Source organism: Paraburkholderia sp. BCC1885 (genome assembly GCF_900996235.1).
Taxonomy (GTDB): domain Bacteria; phylum Pseudomonadota; class Gammaproteobacteria; order Burkholderiales; family Burkholderiaceae; genus Paraburkholderia.
Genome location: NZ_CAAJGM010000022.1, coordinates 155,573 through 177,942 on the forward strand (window position 1 = coordinate 155,573; position 22,370 = coordinate 177,942).

A 22,370-nucleotide genomic window follows, 5' to 3' on the forward strand; every position below is an offset into this window, starting at 1 on the left:
CATTGATGCAAACGCCCGGTCCGGTGCAGGTCGCACCGGCCGGCGGGAAAACAGGCAGGAGAGCAACAGGTTATGGCGACCATCAAGGATGTAGCAGCCGTGGCAGGGGTATCGTTCACGACGGTTTCACACGTCGTGAACAACTCACGGCCGGTGTCGGCCGATGTGCGCGCGAAAGTCGAACATGCGATCCGTCAACTCCACTATGTGCCGTCGGCGGTCGCCCGGTCGCTGAAGGCGCGTGCGACCGCGACCATTGGGCTGGTGGTGCCCAACAGCACGAACCCGTATTTTGCGGAGCTGGCGCGCGGCATCGAAGACGGTTGCGCGCGCAACGGTTACTGCGTGTTCTTCTGCAATTCCGACGACGATCCGGCCAAGCAGCGCAACTACCTGCGGGTGTTGCAGGAAAAGCGCATCGACGGGCTGATCGTGGCCTCGGCCGGCGACGACGCCGTGCTGGCCCAGGCGCTGGCGGACGCGCACGAGCCGCTGGTGGTGGTGGACCGCAATATCGAGGGATTGTCGGCGGATCTGGTGCAGATCGACCACGAAAAGGGCGCTTACCTGGCCACCCGCCATCTGCTCGAACTCGGCCATGTGAAGATCGGCTGTATCACCGGGCCGGTGGCCACGGCGGTCAGCGCGATGCGTGTGCACGGCTTTATCCGCGCCATGGCGGAGCGCGGCATCGAGATCGCACCGGGCGCGATCGTCGAAAGCGATTTTTCCGGCACCGGCGGCTATCGGGCGGCGAGCCAGCTATTCGAGACGGTGATGCCCTCGGCGATTTTCGCCGGCAACGACATGATGGGGATCGGCGCATTGCGCGCGGCTGCCGAGCGCGGCATCAACGTGCCGCGCGACTGCTCGGTGATCGGCTTCGACGATATCGAACTGGGGCGTTTCACCTATCCGGCTTTGTCGACGGTGGGGCAGTCGGTGCGCGCGCTCGGCGAGATGGCGGCGCAAACCCTGATCGAGCGGATCACCGGCACCGCCGCCGGCACGCCAGGCGCGCCGCCGCGCAGACGGGTGGTGGCGCCGCGCCTGATCGTGCGCGAATCCACCCAGGCTTGGGCGGGCGCCGGAGCCGACGCGGGCCGGCGCGGCATCACGGCATAAGTACAGCTAGCCGGCGCGAGGCCGGCGGGCGACAGCGACGTCAGATGCACCGAGGTGAAGGGCGGCGCGGCCTTTCACCTCGGCCTTCGTGAAAGATCCTGAAACGCGCCGCATTTCCCATTGAGACCCCCTTCAAGCCGCACCGGATCCACACCGCCGGCGCGCCGGGCGCAGCCTGCGCCGCGCCCTTCCGTAAGCCATTGCCGCCGCCTGTCCCCTTCCCGTAGCTTGTAATTCATACCCGTTACTACGCCAAATTTCTTCAGACCATATAAAAGTTTTAAGAATATCGTCCGAATGCCGTAAACGATTGTTAGAGCGCCAGTTCATAAGGCGCCGGGTAGACCGGGGCGACCCCGGCCGCACGCCGTGCAAGCACATCCTCATACGTCACAGGAAGAAGCATGTTGAACAAGGGCATCACCATCAAGGCACGGATCGGCCTGACGATGGCTTTTCTCGCCGCATTGCTGCTGATCATCGGCGTTCTCGGTCTGACGGGCATGAGCCGCTCGAATGACGCCTACCACAACACGTTCACCAACGAGATGCCGAGCGCGGTTGCTATCGGCAATGCCGAGCTGTTCATCGCGCGCGAGCGTCTGGCGCTCGACCGGGCCGCGTTCCTGTTCGGCACGCCGGAAGTCGCGGCGACCGTCGAGCGCGCGAAAAGCATGCGCGCCGGCTCGGATGCCGCCTGGAAGAAATATTACGATCTGCCGCGTGGCCCCGAAGAGGACCGCCTCGCCCAGGAAGTCGCCGCCAAGCGCGCGCCGCTCTACCAGGCGATGGATTCTTTCGCCGTGATCGTCTCCGGAACCGATCAGTCCAAGGTCGTGGCGGCGGCGAAGGACCTGCAAGTCAAATACAACGACCTGCTGGCCTCCGACGAAGCCCTGCGCAAGCTCCAGTTCACCCAGGCGCAGGACGGCTTCGATAGCGCCCAGAGCAATTTCGCCACTTTCCGGCTGGTGAGTATCGGCTCGGTGATCGTCGGGCTGCTGGCGGCGTTCTTTTCGTACCTGACGCTCACGCGCTCGATTGGCCGGCCGCTGTCGGACGCGCTGGAACATTTCGATGCGATCGCCGCGGGCGATCTGCGCCGCCCGGTCGTCGTGACCTCGCGTGACGAAATGGGCCTGCTGCTCGAAGGCATCGCCAAAATGCAGCGCAGCCTGACCGAGACGGTACGTTCGGTGCGCGGCGGCAGCGAATCGATTGCCACGGCGACGCGCCAGATTGCCGCCGGCAACCTCGATCTGTCCTCGCGCACGGAAGAGCAGGCCTCGGCGCTGCAGGAAACGGCTTCGAGCATGGACGAATTGACCGGCACCGTGAAGCAGAACGCCGACAACGCCCGCCAGGCGAGCGCGCTGGCCGCGAATGCCTCGGAAATCGCCAACAAGGGCAGCGCGGTCGTCGGCCAGGTGGTCGGCACTATGGGCGATATCAACCAGAGTTCCGCCAAAATCTCCGACATTATTTCTATTATTGAAGGTATTGCCTTCCAGACCAACATCCTGGCGCTCAACGCCGCGGTCGAAGCAGCCCGTGCCGGTGAAGAAGGCCGTGGTTTCGCGGTGGTGGCTGGGGAAGTCCGCAGCCTGGCGCAGCGCTCGTCGGCGGCCGCGAAGGAAATCAAGGAACTGATCGACACTTCGGTGGAGCGGGTGCAATCCGGCTCCGCGCTGGTCGACCAGGCCGGCCGCACGATGACCGAGATCATCGGCGCGGTGCAGCGTGTCACCGACATCATGGGCGAGATCGCCGCTGCCTCCGAAGAGCAGAGCAGCGGCATCGAGCAGGTGGCGCGCGCCGTCACGCAGATGGACGAAGTGACGCAGCAGAATGCGGCGCTGGTGGAAGAGGCTGCGGCCGCAGCGCAGTCGCTCGAAGATCAGGCCGGCAAGCTGCGTACCGCCGTGGCGGTATTCCAGCTCGAAGAGGGCGCCTACACGGCGCCGGTGGCGCAGACGACGCAGCGCACGGCGGCCCGGCCCGCGGTGCGTAAGACGGCGGCGGCAGGCACACGCGCGCGTGCTTCTGCGGCAGCCCCCGCCGCGGCACGGGCACCGGGGGCGGCGCCGACTTCAGCCGCCGGTGCGGCCCCGGCCTCCACGCCGGCAGCGGCGGGCAGCGATAACGACTGGGAAACCTTCTGAGCGTCCCGGCCGCGCATCTCGCGTGAGCCGCGCCACGGCAGACTGGAGCGAACGATCGAAAGACCACGGTTGCGCATGCAATCGTGGTCTTTTTTCGTTGTCAGCGCAGTAAGCGTCCCGGTCCGAGCCGCGATCCGGTACATTGACGGGCGCGACTACCTCGCGTGCCGGTAACTTCGGCGGCCCCAGGTGTTCTGCGCGACTGCCGCGCCGGGCTCTGCCTGCCCTGAAACGCTGCGCCGTGCGGCATCGCCCGGCTCCGCTCATGCCAATCCGAACCATTTCGATGCGCCAGCCAGAAAGGACCGACATGACGCCACACGACCTAGCGCAACGCCTCATTGAAGCGCGCAGGCAACACCTCCCCATCGATGCCCCGCCGCCGGACAGTCTGCCGCCCGACGCGGCCACGGCTTATGCGATCCAGCAGGCGGTGATCGCCGGCCTGGGCGAGTCGACCGGCGCCTGGAAAATCGGCGCCAAGGCGCCGGGCGGGGCGGCTTCGGGCGCGCCGATTCCGGCTTCGCTGGTGTTCGAGTCGCCCGCACGCATCGAACACCGTGGCTTTTTCCGCGTTTTGCTGGAACTGGAGATCGCCTTTCGCTTCAACGAGGCGATCAAGCCGCGCGGCGAGGCTTATGCGCGCGACGAGGTGCTCGCGCGGGTGGGCGTGGTGCTGCCGGCCATCGAGATCGTCGATAGCCGCTTTGGCGAATGGCCCGATATCGCGCCGCTCGCGCAACTGGCCGATGCGCAGAACAACGGCGCGCTCATCACCGGACACCCGGTGGCTTACGCGGGATTCGCCCGCACGTTCGATTTCGTTTCGCCGGAGCTGGAATTGAGCTTTGACGGCGCCTCGCTGGTGCCGGAGGCCACCGGCAATCCAGTCGGCGATCCGCGCGAGTTGCTGGTCTGGTTCGTGAATCATTGCGCGGCCATGGGCATCACGATCGAACCCGAATGGACCATTACCACCGGCTCCTATGTCGGTGCGCATCGTGTGACGAAGGCCGGCATCGTGCGCGGCCATATCGATGGGCTCGGCGAAGTCGAAATCGCGCTGACCTGAGCATCCATCCGGCATGTAAGCGCCACTCTCCGACGAGCCGTGCCGGCGCCGCATGCCGGTGTTCGCACGGCCTCGCTCTCGCCATCGACGCATCCAGGCTGTTCTCTTACCCGTATACACCTATCAAAGGCCGCACGCGAGTCGCCGAAATAGCGTTATGTCAGCGGCCAACCATGCGGGCGTTGTGGATATCGCATGCGCTGGCGGGACAGCGTACCCTCACGTTTGATGTGCAGTGAACGAATGCGGCCCAGCGGTGACGAAGCGATGAAGTGTCACGCGCGGTAACACACCGTTACCTGCGGCCACGCTCGAAGAGATGTAACACGGCGTGAACCGTGTGCACGAAAACGCTGTGCTGCGCGTTGAGGAAAAAAGCACGCTGCGTTGTCTGCGATGCGCAGGTGCAAGGCGGGATGCATGCATCAGGTATGTGCGTAAAAGCATGCTGGAATACGTGACGTTTCGCGCAAGATAGCAGTACAGGTGGCTGCAATCCTGGGCAATCCGGTCGAAGATTGTAGGTGACCGAAACGGTGTTTCCAAGTGAGGAATGTAGGGAGGGTGACACGGCACGATTTTCATCACGTAGTCCGTGAAAAAAAATTTAAAAGGGTTTAGGATGAATTCGAGCGATGTCGTTTCCGATTAGCGCGCCGCGCACGACATCGGTCTAGACTTTGGCGAGGAGGTAGCATGGATATCTACAGCAGTTTCGCGACCCGCTTCGAGAAAACGCGAGAAGATGAACTCTCGCTCGAGGAGTATCTCGCGCTCTGCAAAGACAATCCCGCCGCGTACGCTACGGCTGGCGAACGCATGTTGACGGCAATCGGAGAACCCGAACAGATCGACACTCGCAACGATCCGCGCACCTCGCGTATCTTCGCGAACAAGGTCATCAAGGTATACCCCGCATTCCGTGAGTTCTACGGAATGGAAGACGTGATCGAACAGGTGGTCGCGTACTTCCGGCACTCGGCCCAGGGGCTCGAGGAAAAGAAGCAGATCCTGTATTTGCTTGGCCCGGTTGGCGGCGGTAAGTCATCCATCGCGGAACGTTTGAAGCAACTCATGGAACGCGTGCCGTTCTATGCCATCAAAGGCTCGCCGGTGAACGAGTCGCCGCTGGGTCTGTTCGACTACGACGAAGACGGCCCGATTCTCGAAGAGCAGTACGGCATTCCACGCCGCTATCTGAAGAGCATTCTGAGTCCGTGGGCAGTCAAACGGCTGCACGAATACAACGGCGACATCCGCAAGTTCCGCGTCGTGCGCCGCTATCCGTCCATCCTGCGGCAGATCGGTATCGCCAAGACCGAACCGGGCGACGAAAACAATCAGGACATTTCATCGCTGGTCGGTAAAGTCGACATCCGCAAGTTGGAGCAATACGCCCAGGACGACGCCGATGCGTATAGCTACTCCGGTGGCCTGTGCCTCGCGAATCAGGGGCTGCTCGAATTCGTCGAAATGTTCAAGGCGCCAATCAAGGTTCTGCACCCGCTCTTGACCGCCACCCAGGAAGGCAACTTCAAGGGCACGGAGGGCTTCGGCGCCATCCCGTTCGACGGCGTGATTCTGGCTCACTCGAATGAGTCTGAGTGGAAGGCGTTCCGCAATAACCGCAACAATGAGGCCTTGCTCGACCGGATTTTCGTCGTAAAAGTACCGTATTGCCTGCGCTACGGCGAAGAGATCAAGATCTACGAGAAGCTGTTGCGCAATTCCTCGCTGGCGAACGCGGTATGCGCGCCCGGCACGCTGAAGATGATGGCGCAGATGTCGGTGTTGACGCGCCTGCAGGAGCCGGAGAATTCCAGTCTCTTCTCGAAGATGCAGGTGTACGACGGTGAAAATCTGAAGGACACCGATCCAAAGGCCAAGTCGTATCAGGAATACCGCGACTTCGCGGGTGTAGACGAAGGCATGACCGGAGTGTCGACCCGCTTCGCGTTCAAGATCCTGTCGCGGGTGTTCAACTTCGATTCAACCGAGGTCGCGGCGAACCCGGTGCATCTCATGTACGTGCTCGAACAGCAGATCGAGCGCGAGCAGTTCCCACCGGAAACCGAGCAGAAGTATCTGTCCTTCATCAAAGACGTCCTTGCATCCCGCTACGCCGAATTTATCGGCAAGGAGATTCAGACCGCTTACCTGGAATCCTATTCGGAGTACGGACAAAATATCTTCGATCGTTACGTCACGTATGCCGACTTCTGGATTCAGGACCAGGAGTTCCGTGACCACGACACCGGCGAGAGTTTCGACCGCGCGTCGCTGAATGCGGAGCTGGAGAAGATCGAGAAGCCCGCGGGCATCAGCAATCCAAAAGACTTCCGCAACGAGATCGTCAACTTCGTCCTGCGCGCGCGGGCTGCCAATGCCGGTAAGAACCCGGCGTGGATCAGCTACGAGAAGCTGCGCGTCGTGATCGAAAAGAAGATGTTCTCGAATACGGAAGAACTTTTGCCGGTGATTTCGTTCAATGCCAAAGGATCGGCCGAAGAACAGCGCAAGCACGAAGACTTCGTCAACCGGATGGTCGCAAAGGGATATACGCCCAAGCAGGTGCGGCTGCTGTGCGACTGGTATCTGCGTGTGCGCAAGTCATCGTGATCGTGATCGGGTCATGAGGCTGATAGCGTGCCGCCCGCGCGGCCGGAAGCTGCAAACCGCGCGGGCACCTTGTGAGACGCACGTCGTATGGACATGACGTTGCAGTGATGCAGATGCAACGTGCGTCTCGCGCCTGAAATGAGTGCGGCTGCATGGGACGGGAGACCGGATGTGCTTCATCAAATCATCGACCGCAGGTTAGCTGGCAAGAACAAAAGCATTGCAAATCGCGAACGCTTTTTGCGTCGTGTTAAAGGGTATATCCGTCGCGCCGTCTCGGAAGCGGTGCGCGACCGCAGCATCAAGGATATTCAGGACACCCAGAGCATCACCATTCCGCGCAAGGACATTGCCGAGCCCTCGTTCCGGCATGGTCCGGGCGGCAAGCGCGAGATGGTGCATCCGGGCAACGCCGACTACATTCGCGGCGACAAGATTCCGCGTCCCCAGGGCGGGGGCGGCGGAGGCGGCGGCAACCAGGCCAGCAATGAGGGCGAAGGTCAGGACGACTTCGTATTCGAGCTGAGCCGCGAAGAATTCATGCAGTATTTCTTCGACGACCTCGAACTGCCGCGTCTGGTCAAAACCCATCTGCTGGCGGTGCCCACATGGAAGAGCATTCGTGCGGGCTGGGCGGCGGAAGGCACGCCTAACAACATCGACGTGGTCCGTTCGCTGCGCAGCGCGCTTGGCCGGCGCATCGCGCTCGGCGCGCCGCTCGTCAACGAGTTGCATGAACTCGAACGGCAACTCGAAGAGATGAAGGCTGATCCCAGCGATCGTCGCGAGGACATCAAGGCGCTCGACGAGGAAATTCATCATTTGCGCGGACGCATCTGGCGCATCCCGTTTATCGACCCGTTCGATCTGCGTTACGTGAACCGCGTCAAGCAGCCGACGCCTTCCAGCCAGGCCGTGATGTTCTGCCTGATGGACGTCTCGGGTTCGATGGACGAGCAGCGCAAGGATCTCGCCAAGCGCTTCTTCATCCTGCTGTACCTGTTCCTCAAGCGTAACTACGAGAAAATCGAGGTGGTGTTCATCCGCCATCACACACGTGCCGAAGAGGTCGACGAAGACACTTTTTTCCATTCGACCGAAAGCGGCGGCACGGTGGTTTCGAGCGCGCTGGAGCTGATGAAGAAGGTCCAGGAAGAACGTTATTCGCCGACTGAATGGAATATTTACGGCGCCCAGGCCTCGGACGGCGACAACTGGACCGACGACTCGCCGAAGTGCCGCAAAATCCTTGCGGATGACATTCTCGAGAAGGTGCGCTATTTTGCGTATATTCAGGTAACGCCCGAAGAGCAGAATCTGTGGCTCGAATATGCGCAACTGGCGTTGTCGCAGCCGCATATGGCGATGAAAAAGGTCGAAACGGCCGCCGACATTTACCCGGTGTTCCGCGAGTTGTTTGAAAAGCAGGTGGCGTCCTCATGAGCACCCAACATCTGCACAATGAAGCGCGCGGCTATCAGCCGGAGCGCGACCAGGGCGTGCCGACGCAGGCGATCGGGCATGCCGGCGACGCGGCGGCTGCAGCCAGGGCCGTCGACGCGCAAGCAGGTCTCGATGGCGCAGTTGCAGCACGGGGACACACCGGAACGCCCTCTGAGGGGCAAAGGGAAGTCCGTATGAACGTAGCCGATAGACGGCCTTTGCCGTGCCCGTCCGACTGGACCTTCGAACTGATCGAGGAATACGACACCCATATTGCCCGTGTTGCAGAGCAATATGAGCTGGACGTGTATCCGATCCAGCTCGAACTCATCAGCGCTGAACAGATGATGGACGCGTATGCGTCCGTCGGCATGCCGGTGAATTACCGGCACTGGTCGTTCGGCAAGCACTTTTTGTCCACGGAAAAAAGCTACCGTCGCGGGCAGATGGGGCTGGCGTATGAAATCGTCATCAATTCGAATCCTTGCATCGCGTATCTGATGGAAGAGAACACGATGACGATGCAGGCGCTCGTCATCGCGCATGCGGCCTACGGACACAACTCGTTTTTCAAGGGTAATTATCTGTTCAAGCTGTGGACGGATGCGCACGCCATCATCGATTACCTCGTCTACGCCAAGAACTATATTGCGGGGTGCGAGGAACGCTTTGGCCTCGACCGCGTGGAGGAACTGCTCGATTCCTGCCATGCGCTGCAGAATTACGGTGTCGACCGGTACAAACGGCCGCAAAAACTGTCGCTGCAAAAGGAGTCGGCAGCGCGGCGCGAGCGTGAGGCGTATCTGCAGTCTCAGGTGAACGAGCTGTGGCGCACGCTGCCGAACCGGCACACCCCGGAGCCCGAGGAAACCGACGACCGCTATCCGCCCGAGCCGCAGGAAAACCTGCTGTATTTCGCGGAAAAAAACGCGCCGCTACTCGAGCCGTGGGAGCGCGAGGTGATCCGCATTGTGCGCAAGGTGGGCCAGTATTTTTATCCGCAGCGCCAGACGCAGGTGATGAACGAGGGCTGGGCGACGTTCTGGCACTACACGCTGCTCAATACGCTTTATAACCAGGGCAAGCTGGAAGACGGCTTCATGATGGAGTTTCTCCATTCGCATAGCAACGTGGTGTACCAGCCGCCGGTGACGAAACCGTACTACAGCGGGATCAATCCGTATGCGCTGGGCTTTTCGATGATGAGCGACATCCGCCGCATCTGCGAAAACCCCACGGAAGAGGACCGTAAGTGGTTCCCGGAACTGGCGGGTAGTCCGTGGCTGCCGGCGCTGCACTACGCGATGCGCAATTTCAAGGACGAGAGCTTTGTGGCGCAGTACCTGTCCCCGCATCTGATCCGTGAAATGCGGCTCTTTTCGGTGCTGGACGACGATATGCGCGACGCGCTGGAAGTCTCCGCGATCCACGACGACAGCGGCTATCAGTATGTGCGCCAGGCTTTGTCGCGGCAGTACGACATGCATCACCGCGAGCCGAATATCCAGGTCTGGTCGGTCAATACGCGCGGCGATCGCAGCTTGACGCTACGGCATTTCATGAGTGACAACCGGCATCTGTCGGGCGACAGCGACGAGGTGCTCAAGCATATGGCGCGGCTGTGGCAGTTCGACGTGTATCTGGAAAGTGTCGATGAGAACGGCACGGTCAGGAAACGCTATGAGTGCCGGTATGTGCCGCCGGCGGTGAGGGTGTGAGTTTGAGTCGTGGAATAGGCAGAGTGTCAGCGAGAGCCAGCCTTCGGGCTGGCTTTTTATTGGCGCCAACGTGCTGACGGCGGCTGCGTATGCAACGCAATTCGCCCGGCACAAAAAAACGCCCAGTCAGGGGGGCTGGGCAAAGTCACCAGAAGTCTGGCGACGGAGGATTTCGGTATTTGAACTCAGGCCCGCATAGATCAATCATGTAGGCCGGTTGCGTATTTCTCTAGCTATGGGACCGGCGAACCAGCCCGGTCCCACTCAAACATTAACCGCTCAATGCGCCACGTACACCGGCGGCGAATAGCTGCTCACCGACGTTTCGGCGCGCTGACCTGTTTGCGAAGTGCCGCTGGCGCTCGGCCCGTAACCGGTCGTTTCAGCTTGCGCGGCGGCGTTTTGTGCCGCCACGCGAGCTTCTGCGGCCTGGATGTCCGACGGGTAGTACGGATCCGGGCCACGTGCCGGCGTGTAGCCGGCCTTTTCCAGTTGCACCAGTTCGGCACGCACTTGTGCGCGCGTCAAAGGCTGCTGGTTCGATTCGGTCGATTGGGCAAACGACACCGCCGGAGCGGCGAGCACAGCAGCAATGGCAACAGCTTGAATAAGGGACTTCATGATGGCTGACCTCCGAAATTTATTTTGTCGACTGACTGCTAGAACAAATTTTTAAACCGTTGCCACCGGATTAATGGCCGGCAAAAATCGAACGCGAAGGGCTGTGATGAGCGCCGGACTGCGAAGTCTGGTCGTTCACGCCACCGAACGACGAGTTGCTGTTAGCGGCAGCGCGTTCAGCCGCAATGGTTTGCGCGTTCTGGCCTTGTTGCGAAGCAGGTGCGCCGACGTTCGGACGGTAAAACGGAGCCGGGCCGTAGCCACTTGCGAATGCAGGGGCGGCGAGGGTGGCGGAAGCGGCAACCAGCAGGGCGGCGATAATCTTGGTCTTCATGACGGACTCCATATACGTGACGACTTCAGTTCAGGATGACGTTGCGGCGGGGTCCTGAGGGCTTCGTCTGCAACATCGATGGAGGCAGTGTATACCCTGACTATCGAATCTTTGTATTGATAGCGCGAAATGACTGTTTCAAAACGGCGGCCAATCCCGACAGCCTTACCGGATAAGGCTTAGCGGTGACCGGACGGCACCGCGGCGCGACCAACCGGTCCGTCGGTCATGTCACGACGATATCCGTCCCCAATTGATGCAGCAGGTCGCGTAGCGTTTCGGCCTGCGCCATGCGCGCGTCGCCGCGTAGATGAATTTGCACGGCATGGCCGGCGATGCCGTCGACGGGGTGTGCGAGCCATAGCTCGACCGCGAGCCCGCGACCGTCGGGCTGGTTGTCGGCTACCGGTTCGATTACACGCGGCTTGAAAGAGGCACGCTCGGACATGGCAAATCCCTCCTGTCTGGATGTCGAGCCTCGATGCTAATCAGGCGCACGGGGCGCGACAAACGACAAATACACGTTTGCAAATCAGCGCGCCGCTTAGCAGAAATCGCGCTTACTACAGGAACATTTGTTGGTTCTGCCCGGCCGGGGGTGGCTGCTAAGGTAGCGTTCGTGCATCGTTGCAGCGATGCCGCTGCTATAGCAACACTGCCTGGTTGCGACGCACGGTTGCAATTCACGGCCGCAATTTACGATTGGCATACACGAAACAAGGTCTCTATAAAAATGAAATCCAGAACTCTCGCCGCATGGCTCCTGGGGTTGATGGTCACGGTGTCGGGCGTCGCGCACGCCGACCGCCTCGACGACATCAAGAAAGCCGGCGTTCTGCGCGTCGCCACCTTCGACAGCAATCCGCCGTTCGGTTTCGTCGATCCCGCGACGAACCAGATCGTCGGACTCGACGTGGACTACGCGAAAGCGCTGGCCAGCAAGCTCGGCGTCAAACTCGAACTGCAGCCCACCAATCCGGCCAACCGGATTCCGTTCCTGACCTCGAACAAGGTCGATCTGGTACTCGCCAACTTCACCATCACGGATGAGCGCGCGAAGCAGGTCGACTTTAGTATTCCTTATTTTTCGTCGGGCCAGCAGTTCCTTGCCAAAAAGGGCGTGCTGAAGTCGCCGGACCAGATCAACGGTCTGCGCGTGGGCGCCGACAAGGGCACCACCAACGAGATCACGCTGCGCGAGAAATTCCCGCAGGCGACGATCGTGGCCTATGACGACACGCCGTTCGCCTTCGCCGCGCTGCGCGCCGGCAACGTGCAGGCGATCACCCAGGACGGTCCGAAACTCGTCGGCCTGCTGGCCAATGTGCCTGATAAGCAGAACTACGAAATTCCCGCATTCACGATCTCGAACGACTATATGGGCGTGGGCATTCCGAAGGGCGAGGCGCGCCTGACAGCCTTCGTCAACGAGACGCTCAAGGGTCTGGAAGCAGACGGCTCGGCGGGCAAGATCTATAACCACTGGTTCGGTCCGCAGACGAAGACGCCGCTCGTGCGCATCTTCAAGATCGGCGACAAGACCTGAGGGGCGCTGGTCCACGTATAACGCGCCGCAACCATGCGGCACGGGATTGGAGCGAGGGCGGCGCGAAGCCCTCGCTTCGATCGACAGATCATGGGCATGCCACGGCGTGCCCATCGGTGTTTTAAAGCTCGATGAAATCCGGCAGGTCCGACGATGCAGGCATGGCTCGCTCCAAAGTATCTGATGTGGTTATGGCAAGGCTTCGGCGTGACGGTCGGCCTTGCGCTGTCCGCGGCCATCGCGGCGACGGCCGCGGGGTTCGTGCTGGCGATGGCGCGGCACGCCCGCTATCGGCCGCTGCGCCATGCGGCGGGCGCCTACGTGGTTGCGTTTCGTAACACGCCCTTGCTGGTGCAGTTGCTGTTCTGGTACTTCGGCGTCGCGACTTTGTTGCCGGATGCCGTCATGCAATGGCTTAACACGGTGCACAGCGTGCATGTTGCAGGATGGGCGCTGCGCTGGCCGTCGTTCGAATTCGTGGCCGGCTGGCTTGGACTGACCTGCTATTCGGCGGCGTTTATCGCCGAGGAGTTTCAGGCCGGGCTGCGCGGCGTGCCGGTGGGTCAGCATCATGCGGCGGCCGCGCTCGGACTCACACCGTTGCAGGCGTTTCGTCATGTCGTGTTGCCGCAGGCGGTGCGTATTTCGCTGCCGCCGCTGTTTGGGCAATACATGAACCTCGTGAAAAATTCCTCGCTGACCATGGCGATCGGCCTTGCCGAGTTGTCGTATGCGGCCCGTCAGGTGGAGACCGAAACGTTCCAGACCTTTGCGGCCTTCGGCGTCGCAACGGTGCTGTATATCGCGGCCGTGGCGGTGATCGAGGCTGTCGCTCACGCCGTCGCGCATCGGCGCGATCTGTCGTTGGCGAGGCGCTGATGATCTCGTGGTCGCTGTTTGTGAATAATTTGCCGTATCTGCTGGTCGGCCGCTATCCGGAAGGGCCGCTCGGCGGCGCTGCATTAACGTTGCTGCTCGCGGTGATCTCGGCGCTGGCTTCGGCTGTACTCGGCATGGCAGGCGGTATCGCGCTGGCAATGGCCGGCCGCTTCACGCGCGTGCCGCTCCTGCTCGTGATCGGCTTTTTTCGCGCGATCCCCGTGCTGATGCTGATCTTCTGGACCTTCTTCCTGTTGCCGGTGGTGTTTCATGTGGACGTACCCGGACTCGCGGCGGTGGTCTGCGCGTTATCGCTGATCAGCGGCGCGTACCTCGCGCACTCGGTGCATGCGGGCATTCTGGCGGTCGGCGCGGGGCAGTGGCAGGCGGGGCTGTCGCTGGGGCTGACGCGCATGCAGGCCTTGCGCTATGTGCTGCTGCCGCAGGCCATCCGCATCATGACGCCGTCGTTCGTGAACCAGTGGGTCACGCTGGTGAAGGACACTTCGCTGGCCTATATCGTGGGCGTCGGCGAGTTGTCGTTCGTCGCCACTCAGATCAATAACCGGCTGATGGTGTATCCCGTCCAGATATTCCTGTTCGTCGGCTTCATGTATCTGGTGCTGTGCACGGCGCTCGACCGGATTGCCACGTACCTGCTGACACGCAGCGGGCGCGCCGCGCAGGCAGCTGTGCATTCCGCGGTGCGGCCCGTGCCGGGCGAATAGCGTTTCACCCCTCTACACATCACCGGCCGCTTGCGTGAGCGGCCGCGTCCACCGCTTCATTTCGCGCCTGACCTGCGTCACTTCGCGCTCCTTCTTGCCGCTTCGTCGCAAACCGGTGGTCCTTGACGGGCCAACCCGCGAACATGAGCGTCACAGCAGCTAAACAGATTCTCTTCGGCGCTCCGCATCGGGTTGTCGAGCCCTGCAAGGCTGTCCGACGACGTGACTCCCGCTTCCCGAAGGAACGAAGATGAAAACGCAACTCAGCGTGGCTCTCCTTGCCACGGCACTGCAGATTCAATCCGCGCAGGCGCAGAGCAACAGCAGTGTCGGCAATTTTTTGACCGGCGGCGCGACGATAGAACGGGTCGAGCACGATGGCGCCGCGCCGATCGCAGCGAACGAGTCGGTCGTCATTCACGACTTCACCGTCCATACCGATCTCGCCACGATCGACAACTAGCTAGCCGGCCGTCTGCACAGAAAACGGGAGGCGCGCCATGGGAAAGACGATGATTCGACATCCGAAGTATTGGCCCAGCATGTGCGAACCGTATTTGCAAAGGCGCTCACCGATCAACTCGAGAAGGACCACGTTACCCAGGTAGTGAAGGGTGCCGCGGTAGCGACTGAAGGCAACGGGCCGCAACTGGTGGTAGACGGTGAATTCACGGCCATCGACGAAGGCAACAAGACCATGCGCAAGCTGATCGGCTTCGGCAGCGGCGCCAGCGATCTGAAGACCCACGTGACGGTCTCGTCGATCACGGCGGGACACTCGACTGTCGTGCTGGCTTTCGATCTGGATTCGAATAGCGGCGCCGCGCCCGGCAAGGTAGCGACCATGGGTATCAACTCGCAGATAGCGGGCACGGCGGTGGGCGCGCTGGGCGCGATGGGCACGACCGTGGACGCCGACGCATCGCGGATGGCGAAACTCGTCGCGAAGCAGATCGAAAGCCTGACCGGCGCGGCGAAAGCGGCCGCCAGTCCGCCCGCAGCGAACGGCGCGCTGGCCGCGCAGGCACGGCGCACGGCCGGTTGACCCCGATTCGGCGCCACGCCAAAAAAATCTGGAATAAGCCGGCTCGTGTTGTGTTTGCCATCATGTAGACACAAAACAAGCGGTGGGATGCAGGCGGTGAGTGAAGTAAAGGGAAGGGCCTGTGCGCTTCCCGGCAAACCGTCCGCCGCCGTGGCAGGAACAGTGGTAGCAGGCAGGTATGAATTTTCAATTATGCAGTTGAACGGGAAGGCTTCCCAATCATTCAGGAGTACGACATGAATAGCAAATTCGCAATCACCCTTTCGATGATCGTGCTGGCATCGGCGGGCGCCATGAGCAATGCCTCGGCGCAGGAAAGAACCCGCGCCGAAGTGCGTCAGGAATTGATCCAGGCCGAACAAAACGGCTCGGCCTTCGTGACCGATACGTCGTATCCGGTCATCAATCCGATCTTTGCACAACAGGCGGCGCGTATGCAGCAAACCGCAGCCGATGCAGGCGGCTACGGCGGCGCTGCGGCAGGCTCGGGCGCTTGGGGTCGGGCAGTTGCGGCGCACACTGCGGGTCAGGCGTCGGGTGCAATGCCGGTCTGCGTCGGCCCGGTCAGCTTCTGCACACCGTACTTCGGCAGCTAAGCCACTATCTACTGATTTTTCAGGCGGTTTTTTGTCGACAGATCGACGGCGCCGCTCATCAAGGAGAACGAATCATGAAATTACTCGCCACCCTCACTCTTGCGGCCAGCGTTCTGGCCACTCCGGTTCTCGCTTTGGCGCAGACCAGCGACGGCCCGGTGACGCGTGCCGAAGTCCGTGCGGATCTGGTGCGCCTGGAGCAGGCCGGTTATAGCCCGTCCGGCGGCGCGAACGCCAATTACCCGGCGGACGTTCTGGCTGCCGAAGCCAAGGTCGCCGCTAATGACGATACGCGCCTCACTAACGATGCGGTGGGCGGGACGTCGCTGGGCGGGGTGTCGGTTGCGGGCGGTGGACGCACGGTCGTGCCGTCCACCTGTGTCGGTCCGGTCAGCTTCTGCAATATCTACGCGGGTGGTTGAACGCCGGGTTCACGTGGTGTCCAGTGTCGCCGCATTGGACGGGACCCTCAGCGGGCGTCGCATGACGCTGATCAATCGTGCGTATGGTGCATCAACCGGCAGCCTCCCGGGACGGTTTCCGTCCAGGGAGGCCGCGGGCCTTAACTTGCCGAGGGTTCGCCTTCGCCGGGCTTCTTGCCGGGATGGTCTGCGGGCGACTGCTTACGTGCTTCGTCGTCGCGCTCGGGCAATTTACTCTTCTCATTGTCGCTGTGGACGGCCTGCGGCGGATGCTTGAGATCCGGCGGCGTGGTGTCTTCAGATTTGCTCATAACGGGCTCCTTGGGTAGATCTGAACAATGAGTAGCAACTGGCGGTCCTGAACCGTGCACGCGCCAGGCGCGTGATGTGCAGATAGAAAGACACGTGGGCGGCACGGTTGCGGCAGACTCGTATAGAGTAATGAAGCAGCCGGATCTGAACGGAGTGCCGTCCTCACCTTTTATGGGGCTGTCTTTCACATGAAATACAAGGACTATTACGCGACCCTCGGACTGGAGCGCACCGCCACCGAGGACGACATCAAGCGCGCCTACCGCAAGCTGGCTCGCAAGTATCACCCAGACGTCACCAAAGAGGCGGACGGCGAGGAGCGCTTCAAGGAGGTGGGCGAAGCCTACGAAGTGCTCAAAGACCCTGAAAAGCGCGCCGCCTACGACCGGATGGGCAGCGAATGGCAGAGCGGCCAGGAATTCCAGCCGCCACCGAACTGGGATGAAGGTTTCGAGTTCCGCGGCGCGGGTGGATCAGGCCGCTCGGGCGGTGCTTATGGCGACGCGGCTGGCGAGGCCAATCTCGACGATTTCTTCGAGGCCATGTTCGGTCAGGCGCGTGCCGCTCAACAGCGTCAGGCGGCGGCTGCGATGGCCGGCCAGGATCATCACGCGAAAGTGCTGATCGATCTTGAAGACGCCTATCGCGGTGCGCAGCGTTCCATTTCGCTGCAGATGCCGGTGCTCGATGCACAAGGCCACGTCGCCCTGCAGACCCGCACGCTGGACGTCACCATTCCCAAGGGCATTCGGGCCGGCCAGCATCTGCGGCTCGCCGGGCAGGGCGGTCCCGCGCTGGGCGACGCGCCGGCTGGCGACCTGTATCTGGAGATCGCGTTTCGCGAGCATCCGCGCTTTCGCGTCGACGGCCGCGATGTCCTGCTCGACTTGCCGGTCGCGCCATGGGAAGCGGCGCTCGGCGCGCAGATCAATGTGCCGACGCCGGATGGCTCTGTCGAGATGACGGTCCCCAAGGGTTCGCAAGGCGGCCGGCGTCTGCGTCTCAAAGGCAAAGGCATTCCGGGGACGCCGCCGGGCGATCTGTATGTAATCCTGAACATCGTCTTGCCGCCGGCCGATACGGAGCGCGCCGCTGCCGCCTATGACGTCATGCGGCAAGCGTTCAACTTCGACCCGCGCGCGCATTTTTATGGATGACCCCTCATCATGAAAGAGTCCGTGACGACCTATCTGGAAGGCCAGATTGTCAATGAAGAGATGGAGTTCACGCTCGTCGAATTGTGCCGCGTGAGCGGCGCATCGCAGGACGAGGTGACCTTGTGGGTCGCCGAGGGCGCTTTTACGCCACGCGGAAGCGCGCCGCACGAGTGGCGTTTTAGCGGCACGTCGCTGCGCCGCGTGCGCACCGCCCGGCGCCTCGCGCACGATCTCGAGATCAATCCGCCAGGCATTGCGCTGGTGCTCGATTTGCTGGACGAGATCGACGCGCTGCGTGCCAATCCAAAGCGGTCGCGTAGCGCGTCGTAATAACGCGTTGTGCGTGATGGCGTGCCCGCTCCGGCCATGCCAATCGCCGTTTTTGTTTAGAATCGGGTCCTGGACGACACGCTTGGCACTGTCCGCACGTGAGCGGTGGCTTTGCCTGCGTGTGACGGTTCGAACTCACAATCGCGCCTCCGGTGCACCGGATTCCATGCAGATTGCAGGGAAAACAGGATGCCGGGAGGATACCGAGAGGACGCGGGGGCGTGAGTGAACCATCGTCGACGATTTCCACAGGAGCGGTAAGGTGTGGCATTTCCCGACAGCGATTCCCCCGGCGTTGTGCGCGTGGGCGGTTTTCATGAGCGTGCTGATCACGCAGCTCGGCGCACCCGTGCCCGCTGCACCGATGCTGGTTCTGGCGGGCACCATGGCTGCGGTGGGCGAAGTGTCGTATTCCAGCGTGTTCATCGCGGCGGTTTGCGCCACCTCGCTGGCCGACACGCTGTGGTTCACCACCGGCCGGCTGCGCGGCCGGCGCATGTTGAATTCGCTGGTGCGCTTCTCGCTGTCGTTCGACGCCACCGTGCGCACCGCACGCAATATCTTCGAACGCCACGGCGCGCCGATTCTCGCGGTATCCAAATTCGTCCCCGGACTCGGCCTGATTGCCGCGCCGCTGCTCGGCACCACAAGTATCGATCCGCGCATCTTCCTGCTGTGGGATTTGCTGGGGGCTTCGTTGTGGGCCGGTGCGTGGTTGGTGGGCGGCGCCGCGCTGCATGACTACATCGCGCAAGGCATGCTGCTGGTGCGGCACAACGGCGGCACCATCTTCGATCTGTTCAGCGTGTTCGCCGTGCTGTTTATCGGCTATCGCTGGATGCGGCGCGTGCAGTTTCGCCGCTGGCTGGCGAAAATCCGCATCAGCCCCGAGCAACTGGACGAGCTGATGAAGTCGAGCGCGCCGCCGCTCATCCTCGACGCGCGGCCGCCTGAAATCCGCGCCAAGGAAGCCTATCGGATTCCGGGCGCGCGTTCGCTCGACCTCGACTCGCCCGAGCCGCTGGATCCTGAACTGCTGTCGCGGCCTATCGTGGTCTACTGCGTCTGTCCCAACGAAGCCACTGCCAAGCGGATCGTGGCGCAACTCCACGCCAAGAACATTCATCATGTGCAGGCGCTCAAGGGCGGCCTCGACGCGTGGGAGCGGCGCGGTTATCCTGTCGAGCCGCTGTCAGCGGAATTTCATGCGCCGGGCGAAGAAGATGCCGATTTCGACGCCGTGCTGGACAACGAATACACCATCCGGGCCCGTTTGACGAAGTGACGCGGAAGTGCAGCACGGACACCGCGGCATTGACGCACGCCGCCGGGCGGCCCGGATATCCCTATAACGATTAGCGAGCGCCGCCTATGTCCCACACGCAGCACAGCCATTTGCTCAATCAGCTTGCCGAAATGCCGGTGTTTCTGCGGAACTCGTTCGCCGGTATGTCGAGTGAATTATTGGCACGCATGCCCACGCACGACAACGCGCCGCTCGTCGAACATCTGTGGCATCTGCGGGATTGTGAAAGCGATTTGTATGGACCGCGCATCGAGAGGGTGCTGAGCGAGGCGCGGCCGCACATCGTGCCGATGGACGTCAGCGGCTGGCCCTTGGAACGCGGCTACCATGCGCGCAACGGCGATCAGGCAATCGAAGAATTCGTCGCACTGCGCGAGCGGCTGATCGGCCTCTTGCGGACCGCTGCACAGCCGGATTTCGAGCGAGTCGGAATTCGCGCGGACGGTAGCGAGATTGACGTGTACCAGCTAGCCGAGCAACTCGCCGACCACGACCGCGACCATCGCTGGCGCATGTGCGCGATCCTGCGCGAGTATCTGGAGCGCTAGGCTGCGGCGTTCACAAACCGCCATACCTGTGTCACTATCCACGCCATGAGTCCACGTAACGTCCCGAACCGGTCGCATCATCATCACGGCAGCAGTCTGTTGCGCCGTGGCTCGTTACGTCTCATCGCATGGAGGTCAGGAACATACTGAGTTCCTGCTTCCAGCACAACGACCAGGGCGCCTCAGGCGCCTTTTTTTATTGCTACTTCACAAGGAGTGCCAGTATGACCATGATCCGCGGAACACGTTTTATCGTCGGCGACGAAGCGGCGCAAGCCCGTGCACTGGAGAACCGTTTCCGGAGCTACCTTCATTGATGCCGGCGCGGAAGAAGCCATCGTCCCGGCCTTGTGGTCGCAGGACACCTTCATTGAAAAAGCCGGCGGCAGCGAAATCATCGGGCAGATGTGGGCCTTCCCGGACAAGAAGGGGCGGCCATGCTGCCTGATTCCTGAAGCTACCGCGCTGTTCCAGGAGCGCTGCGCGGAACTGCTCGAACGCCGCAAGGAGCGCCTGCTGTTCTACGTTGCACGCTGCTACCGCTATGAACGGCCGCAGGCCGGCAGATACCGCGAGTTCGTGCAGTTGGGCTTCGAATATCTGTGCCCCTCGGACTCCGCACGCGCGCTGCTTCGCAGCCGCGAACTCGCAGCAGGTTTTCTCGATTCGCTAGGACTGCGCTACACGCTCGACCCCGCCGCGAAGCGCGGCCTCAGCTACTACCTGAATGGCCAGGGCTTCGAGATTCGCTGCGCCGAACTTGGCGCGCAACAACAGGTAGCGGGCGGCGGCGCATACCGTGAGGGCGCCGGTTTTGGCCTCGGTGCGGAGCGTCTGCTACTCGCCATGACCGCCCAAGCCTTGCCCCGTCTTAGTGCAACCTCGCCAAAAAGGGATACAGAACTCGGCTAACCACGGGAGCACAGTTTTGTTGAGCCCGTAAACAGGCCATTTCGAGCCGCTTTGTTGATGAAGATCGATTTCTCTCGCCCTATGATATGCGCCAGATTGACGCACCCCCGAGCGAATAAAGAGGGGAGACTAAACTCGTGGAGCAAACAGATGTACGCAGAGAGTATCGATAAATTCGCCAAGGTCGGCGCACACAAGGCGACGGCGATCCTGCGCTCGCCGCTGGCTTTCCTGATCGGCGCGGCAATGGCTGGGGCCTACATCGGCTTCGGTGACATCCTGATGTTTTCGGTCGGTTCGCACGTCGATCCGGCCTACGTGCACCTGATCATGGGTGCCGTGTTTGCCTGCGCGCTGACGATCGTCGTGTTCGCCGGTTCGGATCTGTTCACCGGTACGGCGATGTACATGCCGTTCGCCGTGCTGCGCGGTGAGACGGGCGTGGGTGGGATGGTGCTGGTGTGGATCGTGTGCTGGATCGGCAACCTGATCGGTGCCGTAGTGCTCGCTGCGATCCTGCATGCGGCCGGCGGCGGCGTGTTGTTGACCGACGGTTCGGAGGTCTTCTTCAAGGCGGTGGTGGCGAAGATGTCCGCGCCGGGTCTCGCGCTGTTCTCGAAGGGCCTGCTGTGCAACTGGCTCGTGTGCCTCGCCATCTGGATGGCGGCACGCACCAATAACGACGGCGCCAAACTCGGTCTGATCTTCTGGCCGGTGTTCGCGTTCGTCGCAAGCGGCTTCGAGCACAGCGTCGCCAACATGTTCGTGTTCGCTCTCGCGCTGATGAGCGAGCATCCGGACACCATCACGCTGGCCGGTGCCGTCCACAACGAAATTTTCGTCACGCTCGGCAACCTGGCGGGCGGCGGAATCTTCATGGGTCTCGGCTACTGGCTGCAGGAAGGCGGCATCGGCCATCCGTCGAAGAGCCGTCTGCCGGCAACGGCTGGCAGCGCGCGCACGAACTGATATAACGGCTCGTATCACGCGGTAAGCAGTCTCGACATGGCCCGCGCCTGAGCAATCAGGCGCGGGCCATGTGTTTTGGCGCGCCGCTCAAGCGAGCGCGCGCAGTCCTTGCGTCACTTCCTGCGCCTCGGCCGGCCGCACCACCCGCGCGACTTCCACGCCGTCGCGCAGAAAGATCAGCGTCGGCCACAGCTTGACCCTGAACGAGCGGCCCAGCGGCCGGCCGGGTCCGTCCTCGATCTTCAGATGCCGCACCTCGGGATGCGCCTCGAGGGCCGCGCCGATCAGCGGTTGTGCCGCCTTGCAGTAGCCGCACCAGCCGGTGCCAAACTCAAGGACAGTTGCGCCTGCGAGCATGTCGACTTCGGCGCGCGTCGGCGCGGCGGCGGAATAGGCTTGGGAAGCGGCGCTGTCGGTGGTCATTTTTGCTCCTGAACGATCGGTGCGGCTCGCACAATTTACCGGACTTAAGGCGTTGCTATCTGCTGCAGAACCGTTTCAATGTAGCGGAAAAAGTCAGGCACGG

Annotated in this window: 24 protein-coding genes; 19 read left to right on the plus strand and 5 right to left on the minus strand. The window is 62.0% G+C overall.

Annotation, left to right across the window (positions count from 1 at the left end; translation table 11 throughout):
- The first annotated feature begins 72 nt into the window (after positions 1-72).
- The 6 genes from FQ755_RS02005 (at position 73) to FQ755_RS02030 (ending at position 10,139) form a co-directional block, all read left to right on the plus strand.
- Complete coding sequence (locus FQ755_RS02005; protein WP_144150465.1) at positions 73-1,125, plus strand: LacI family DNA-binding transcriptional regulator; 1,053 nt, start codon at positions 73-75, stop codon at positions 1,123-1,125.
- 404 nt (positions 1,126-1,529) lie between these two features.
- Positions 1,530-3,287: a methyl-accepting chemotaxis protein gene (locus tag FQ755_RS02010; RefSeq protein WP_144150467.1), complete on the plus strand. Its 1,758-nt coding sequence runs from the start codon at positions 1,530-1,532 to the stop codon at positions 3,285-3,287.
- Between the two features lie 310 nt (positions 3,288-3,597).
- Positions 3,598-4,359 carry a 2-keto-4-pentenoate hydratase gene (locus FQ755_RS02015; RefSeq protein WP_144150469.1) on the plus strand — a complete coding sequence of 254 codons (762 nt, stop codon included), beginning with the start codon at positions 3,598-3,600 and terminating at the stop codon, positions 4,357-4,359.
- Between the two features lie 696 nt (positions 4,360-5,055).
- Positions 5,056-6,978 (plus strand): PrkA family serine protein kinase, encoded by a 1,923-nt coding sequence (locus FQ755_RS02020; protein WP_074299372.1) that lies wholly within the window; start codon positions 5,056-5,058, stop codon positions 6,976-6,978.
- A 171-nt stretch (positions 6,979-7,149) separates the two neighbouring features.
- Positions 7,150-8,421 (plus strand): YeaH/YhbH family protein, encoded by a 1,272-nt coding sequence (locus FQ755_RS02025; RefSeq protein WP_144150471.1) that lies wholly within the window; start codon positions 7,150-7,152, stop codon positions 8,419-8,421.
- On the plus strand, positions 8,418-10,139 hold the full coding sequence (locus FQ755_RS02030) for a SpoVR family protein (protein WP_144150473.1): 1,722 nt from the start codon (positions 8,418-8,420) through the stop codon (positions 10,137-10,139). The genes FQ755_RS02025 and FQ755_RS02030 overlap by 4 nt, the downstream gene beginning before the upstream one ends.
- A 279-nt stretch (positions 10,140-10,418) precedes the next feature.
- Here FQ755_RS02030 and FQ755_RS02035 read toward each other — a convergent pair whose 3' ends face one another.
- From FQ755_RS02035 to FQ755_RS02045, 3 genes are all read right to left on the minus strand, one after another.
- Positions 10,419-10,760: a DUF4148 domain-containing protein gene (locus tag FQ755_RS02035; RefSeq protein WP_144150475.1), complete on the minus strand. Its 342-nt coding sequence runs from the start codon at positions 10,758-10,760 to the stop codon at positions 10,419-10,421.
- 70 nt (positions 10,761-10,830) lie between these two features.
- Positions 10,831-11,094, minus strand: a complete 264-nt coding sequence (locus FQ755_RS02040; protein ID WP_144150477.1) for a hypothetical protein — start codon at positions 11,092-11,094, stop codon at positions 10,831-10,833.
- Positions 11,095-11,320: 226 nt separating this feature from the next.
- Positions 11,321-11,542 carry a hypothetical protein gene (locus tag FQ755_RS02045; protein ID WP_144150479.1) on the minus strand — a complete coding sequence of 74 codons (222 nt, stop codon included), beginning with the start codon at positions 11,540-11,542 and terminating at the stop codon, positions 11,321-11,323.
- A 285-nt stretch (positions 11,543-11,827) separates the two neighbouring features.
- On the opposite strand from FQ755_RS02045, the gene FQ755_RS02050 reads away from it, so the two are divergent.
- The 7 genes from FQ755_RS02050 to FQ755_RS02080 all read left to right on the plus strand — a co-directional run bounded on the left by FQ755_RS02050 (position 11,828) and on the right by FQ755_RS02080 (position 16,310).
- Positions 11,828-12,640 (plus strand): ABC transporter substrate-binding protein, encoded by an 813-nt coding sequence (locus FQ755_RS02050; protein WP_144150481.1) that lies wholly within the window; start codon positions 11,828-11,830, stop codon positions 12,638-12,640.
- A gap of 153 nt (positions 12,641-12,793) precedes the next feature.
- Positions 12,794-13,519 (plus strand): amino acid ABC transporter permease, encoded by a 726-nt coding sequence (locus tag FQ755_RS02055; RefSeq protein WP_144150483.1) that lies wholly within the window; start codon positions 12,794-12,796, stop codon positions 13,517-13,519.
- Positions 13,519-14,247 (plus strand): amino acid ABC transporter permease, encoded by a 729-nt coding sequence (locus FQ755_RS02060; protein ID WP_409937009.1) that lies wholly within the window; start codon positions 13,519-13,521, stop codon positions 14,245-14,247. The genes FQ755_RS02055 and FQ755_RS02060 overlap by 1 nt, the downstream gene beginning before the upstream one ends.
- Positions 14,248-14,497: 250 nt before the next feature.
- A complete protein-coding gene (locus tag FQ755_RS02065) occupies positions 14,498-14,710 on the plus strand; it encodes a hypothetical protein (protein ID WP_144150485.1) in 213 nt (70 codons plus the stop codon).
- A 69-nt stretch (positions 14,711-14,779) separates the two neighbouring features.
- A complete protein-coding gene (locus FQ755_RS02070; RefSeq protein WP_409937011.1) occupies positions 14,780-15,292 on the plus strand; it encodes a DUF4410 domain-containing protein in 513 nt (170 codons plus the stop codon).
- Between the two features lie 236 nt (positions 15,293-15,528).
- The gene (locus FQ755_RS02075) at positions 15,529-15,888 is read left to right on the plus strand and encodes a DUF4148 domain-containing protein (RefSeq protein WP_144150489.1); all 360 of its coding nucleotides are present in this window, start codon (positions 15,529-15,531) and stop codon (positions 15,886-15,888) included.
- Positions 15,889-15,959: 71 nt separating this feature from the next.
- The gene (locus tag FQ755_RS02080) at positions 15,960-16,310 is read left to right on the plus strand and encodes a DUF4148 domain-containing protein (RefSeq protein ID WP_409937026.1); all 351 of its coding nucleotides are present in this window, start codon (positions 15,960-15,962) and stop codon (positions 16,308-16,310) included.
- 140 nt (positions 16,311-16,450) lie between these two features.
- Here the strand turns inward: FQ755_RS02080 and FQ755_RS37095 are convergent, their stop codons facing one another.
- Positions 16,451-16,621, minus strand: a complete 171-nt coding sequence (locus tag FQ755_RS37095; RefSeq protein ID WP_186308394.1) for a hypothetical protein — start codon at positions 16,619-16,621, stop codon at positions 16,451-16,453.
- Between the two features lie 189 nt (positions 16,622-16,810).
- Here FQ755_RS37095 and FQ755_RS02085 point away from each other — a divergent pair, with 189 nt between their 5' ends.
- The 6 genes from FQ755_RS02085 to FQ755_RS02110 all read left to right on the plus strand — a co-directional run bounded on the left by FQ755_RS02085 (position 16,811) and on the right by FQ755_RS02110 (position 21,844).
- On the plus strand, positions 16,811-17,779 hold the full coding sequence (locus FQ755_RS02085) for a DnaJ C-terminal domain-containing protein (RefSeq protein WP_144150492.1): 969 nt from the start codon (positions 16,811-16,813) through the stop codon (positions 17,777-17,779).
- Between the two features lie 9 nt (positions 17,780-17,788).
- Positions 17,789-18,109, plus strand: coding sequence for a chaperone modulator CbpM (locus FQ755_RS02090; protein ID WP_144150494.1), 321 nt, complete (start codon positions 17,789-17,791; stop codon positions 18,107-18,109).
- Between the two features lie 262 nt (positions 18,110-18,371).
- Positions 18,372-19,394, plus strand: coding sequence for a VTT domain-containing protein (locus FQ755_RS02095; RefSeq protein WP_144150496.1), 1,023 nt, complete (start codon positions 18,372-18,374; stop codon positions 19,392-19,394).
- An 86-nt stretch (positions 19,395-19,480) separates the two neighbouring features.
- Entirely contained in the window at positions 19,481-19,963 is a 483-nt protein-coding gene (locus FQ755_RS02100; protein ID WP_144150498.1) for a DinB family protein, read from the plus strand.
- Positions 19,964-20,242: 279 nt separating this feature from the next.
- Positions 20,243-20,875 carry an ATP phosphoribosyltransferase regulatory subunit gene (locus FQ755_RS02105; protein ID WP_144150500.1) on the plus strand — a complete coding sequence of 211 codons (633 nt, stop codon included), beginning with the start codon at positions 20,243-20,245 and terminating at the stop codon, positions 20,873-20,875.
- Positions 20,876-21,025: 150 nt separating this feature from the next.
- The gene (locus tag FQ755_RS02110) at positions 21,026-21,844 is read left to right on the plus strand and encodes a formate/nitrite transporter family protein (protein ID WP_144150502.1); all 819 of its coding nucleotides are present in this window, start codon (positions 21,026-21,028) and stop codon (positions 21,842-21,844) included.
- Positions 21,845-21,931: 87 nt separating this feature from the next.
- Here the strand turns inward: FQ755_RS02110 and FQ755_RS02115 are convergent, their stop codons facing one another.
- Positions 21,932-22,267, minus strand: a complete 336-nt coding sequence (locus FQ755_RS02115; protein WP_144150504.1) for a thioredoxin family protein — start codon at positions 22,265-22,267, stop codon at positions 21,932-21,934.
- Positions 22,268-22,370 lie beyond the last annotated feature (103 nt).

What these genes read in the sequence shown, in the direction of transcription:
- FQ755_RS02110 (WP_144150502.1), top strand. Translation starts at nt 21,026, where the DNA reads ATGTACGCAGAGAGTATCGATAAATTCGCCAAGGTCGGCGCACACAAG.
- FQ755_RS02020 (WP_074299372.1), top strand. Translation starts at nt 5,056, where the DNA reads ATGGATATCTACAGCAGTTTCGCGACCCGCTTCGAGAAAACGCGAGAA.
- FQ755_RS02010 (WP_144150467.1), top strand. Translation starts at nt 1,530, where the DNA reads ATGTTGAACAAGGGCATCACCATCAAGGCACGGATCGGCCTGACGATG.
- FQ755_RS02015 (WP_144150469.1), top strand. Translation starts at nt 3,598, where the DNA reads ATGACGCCACACGACCTAGCGCAACGCCTCATTGAAGCGCGCAGGCAA.
- FQ755_RS02065 (WP_144150485.1), top strand. Translation starts at nt 14,498, where the DNA reads ATGAAAACGCAACTCAGCGTGGCTCTCCTTGCCACGGCACTGCAGATT.
- FQ755_RS37095 (WP_186308394.1), bottom strand. Translation starts at nt 16,621, where the DNA reads ATGAGCAAATCTGAAGACACCACGCCGCCGGATCTCAAGCATCCGCCG.
- FQ755_RS02045 (WP_144150479.1), bottom strand. Translation starts at nt 11,542, where the DNA reads ATGTCCGAGCGTGCCTCTTTCAAGCCGCGTGTAATCGAACCGGTAGCC.
- FQ755_RS02060 (WP_409937009.1), top strand. Translation starts at nt 13,519, where the DNA reads ATGATCTCGTGGTCGCTGTTTGTGAATAATTTGCCGTATCTGCTGGTC.
- FQ755_RS02050 (WP_144150481.1), top strand. Translation starts at nt 11,828, where the DNA reads ATGAAATCCAGAACTCTCGCCGCATGGCTCCTGGGGTTGATGGTCACG.
- FQ755_RS02005 (WP_144150465.1), top strand. Translation starts at nt 73, where the DNA reads ATGGCGACCATCAAGGATGTAGCAGCCGTGGCAGGGGTATCGTTCACG.
- FQ755_RS02100 (WP_144150498.1), top strand. Translation starts at nt 19,481, where the DNA reads ATGTCCCACACGCAGCACAGCCATTTGCTCAATCAGCTTGCCGAAATG.
- FQ755_RS02055 (WP_144150483.1), top strand. Translation starts at nt 12,794, where the DNA reads ATGCAGGCATGGCTCGCTCCAAAGTATCTGATGTGGTTATGGCAAGGC.
- FQ755_RS02030 (WP_144150473.1), top strand. Translation starts at nt 8,418, where the DNA reads ATGAGCACCCAACATCTGCACAATGAAGCGCGCGGCTATCAGCCGGAG.
- FQ755_RS02040 (WP_144150477.1), bottom strand. Translation starts at nt 11,094, where the DNA reads ATGAAGACCAAGATTATCGCCGCCCTGCTGGTTGCCGCTTCCGCCACC.
- FQ755_RS02085 (WP_144150492.1), top strand. Translation starts at nt 16,811, where the DNA reads ATGAAATACAAGGACTATTACGCGACCCTCGGACTGGAGCGCACCGCC.
- FQ755_RS02075 (WP_144150489.1), top strand. Translation starts at nt 15,529, where the DNA reads ATGAATAGCAAATTCGCAATCACCCTTTCGATGATCGTGCTGGCATCG.
- FQ755_RS02035 (WP_144150475.1), bottom strand. Translation starts at nt 10,760, where the DNA reads ATGAAGTCCCTTATTCAAGCTGTTGCCATTGCTGCTGTGCTCGCCGCT.
- FQ755_RS02115 (WP_144150504.1), bottom strand. Translation starts at nt 22,267, where the DNA reads ATGACCACCGACAGCGCCGCTTCCCAAGCCTATTCCGCCGCCGCGCCG.
- FQ755_RS02090 (WP_144150494.1), top strand. Translation starts at nt 17,789, where the DNA reads ATGAAAGAGTCCGTGACGACCTATCTGGAAGGCCAGATTGTCAATGAA.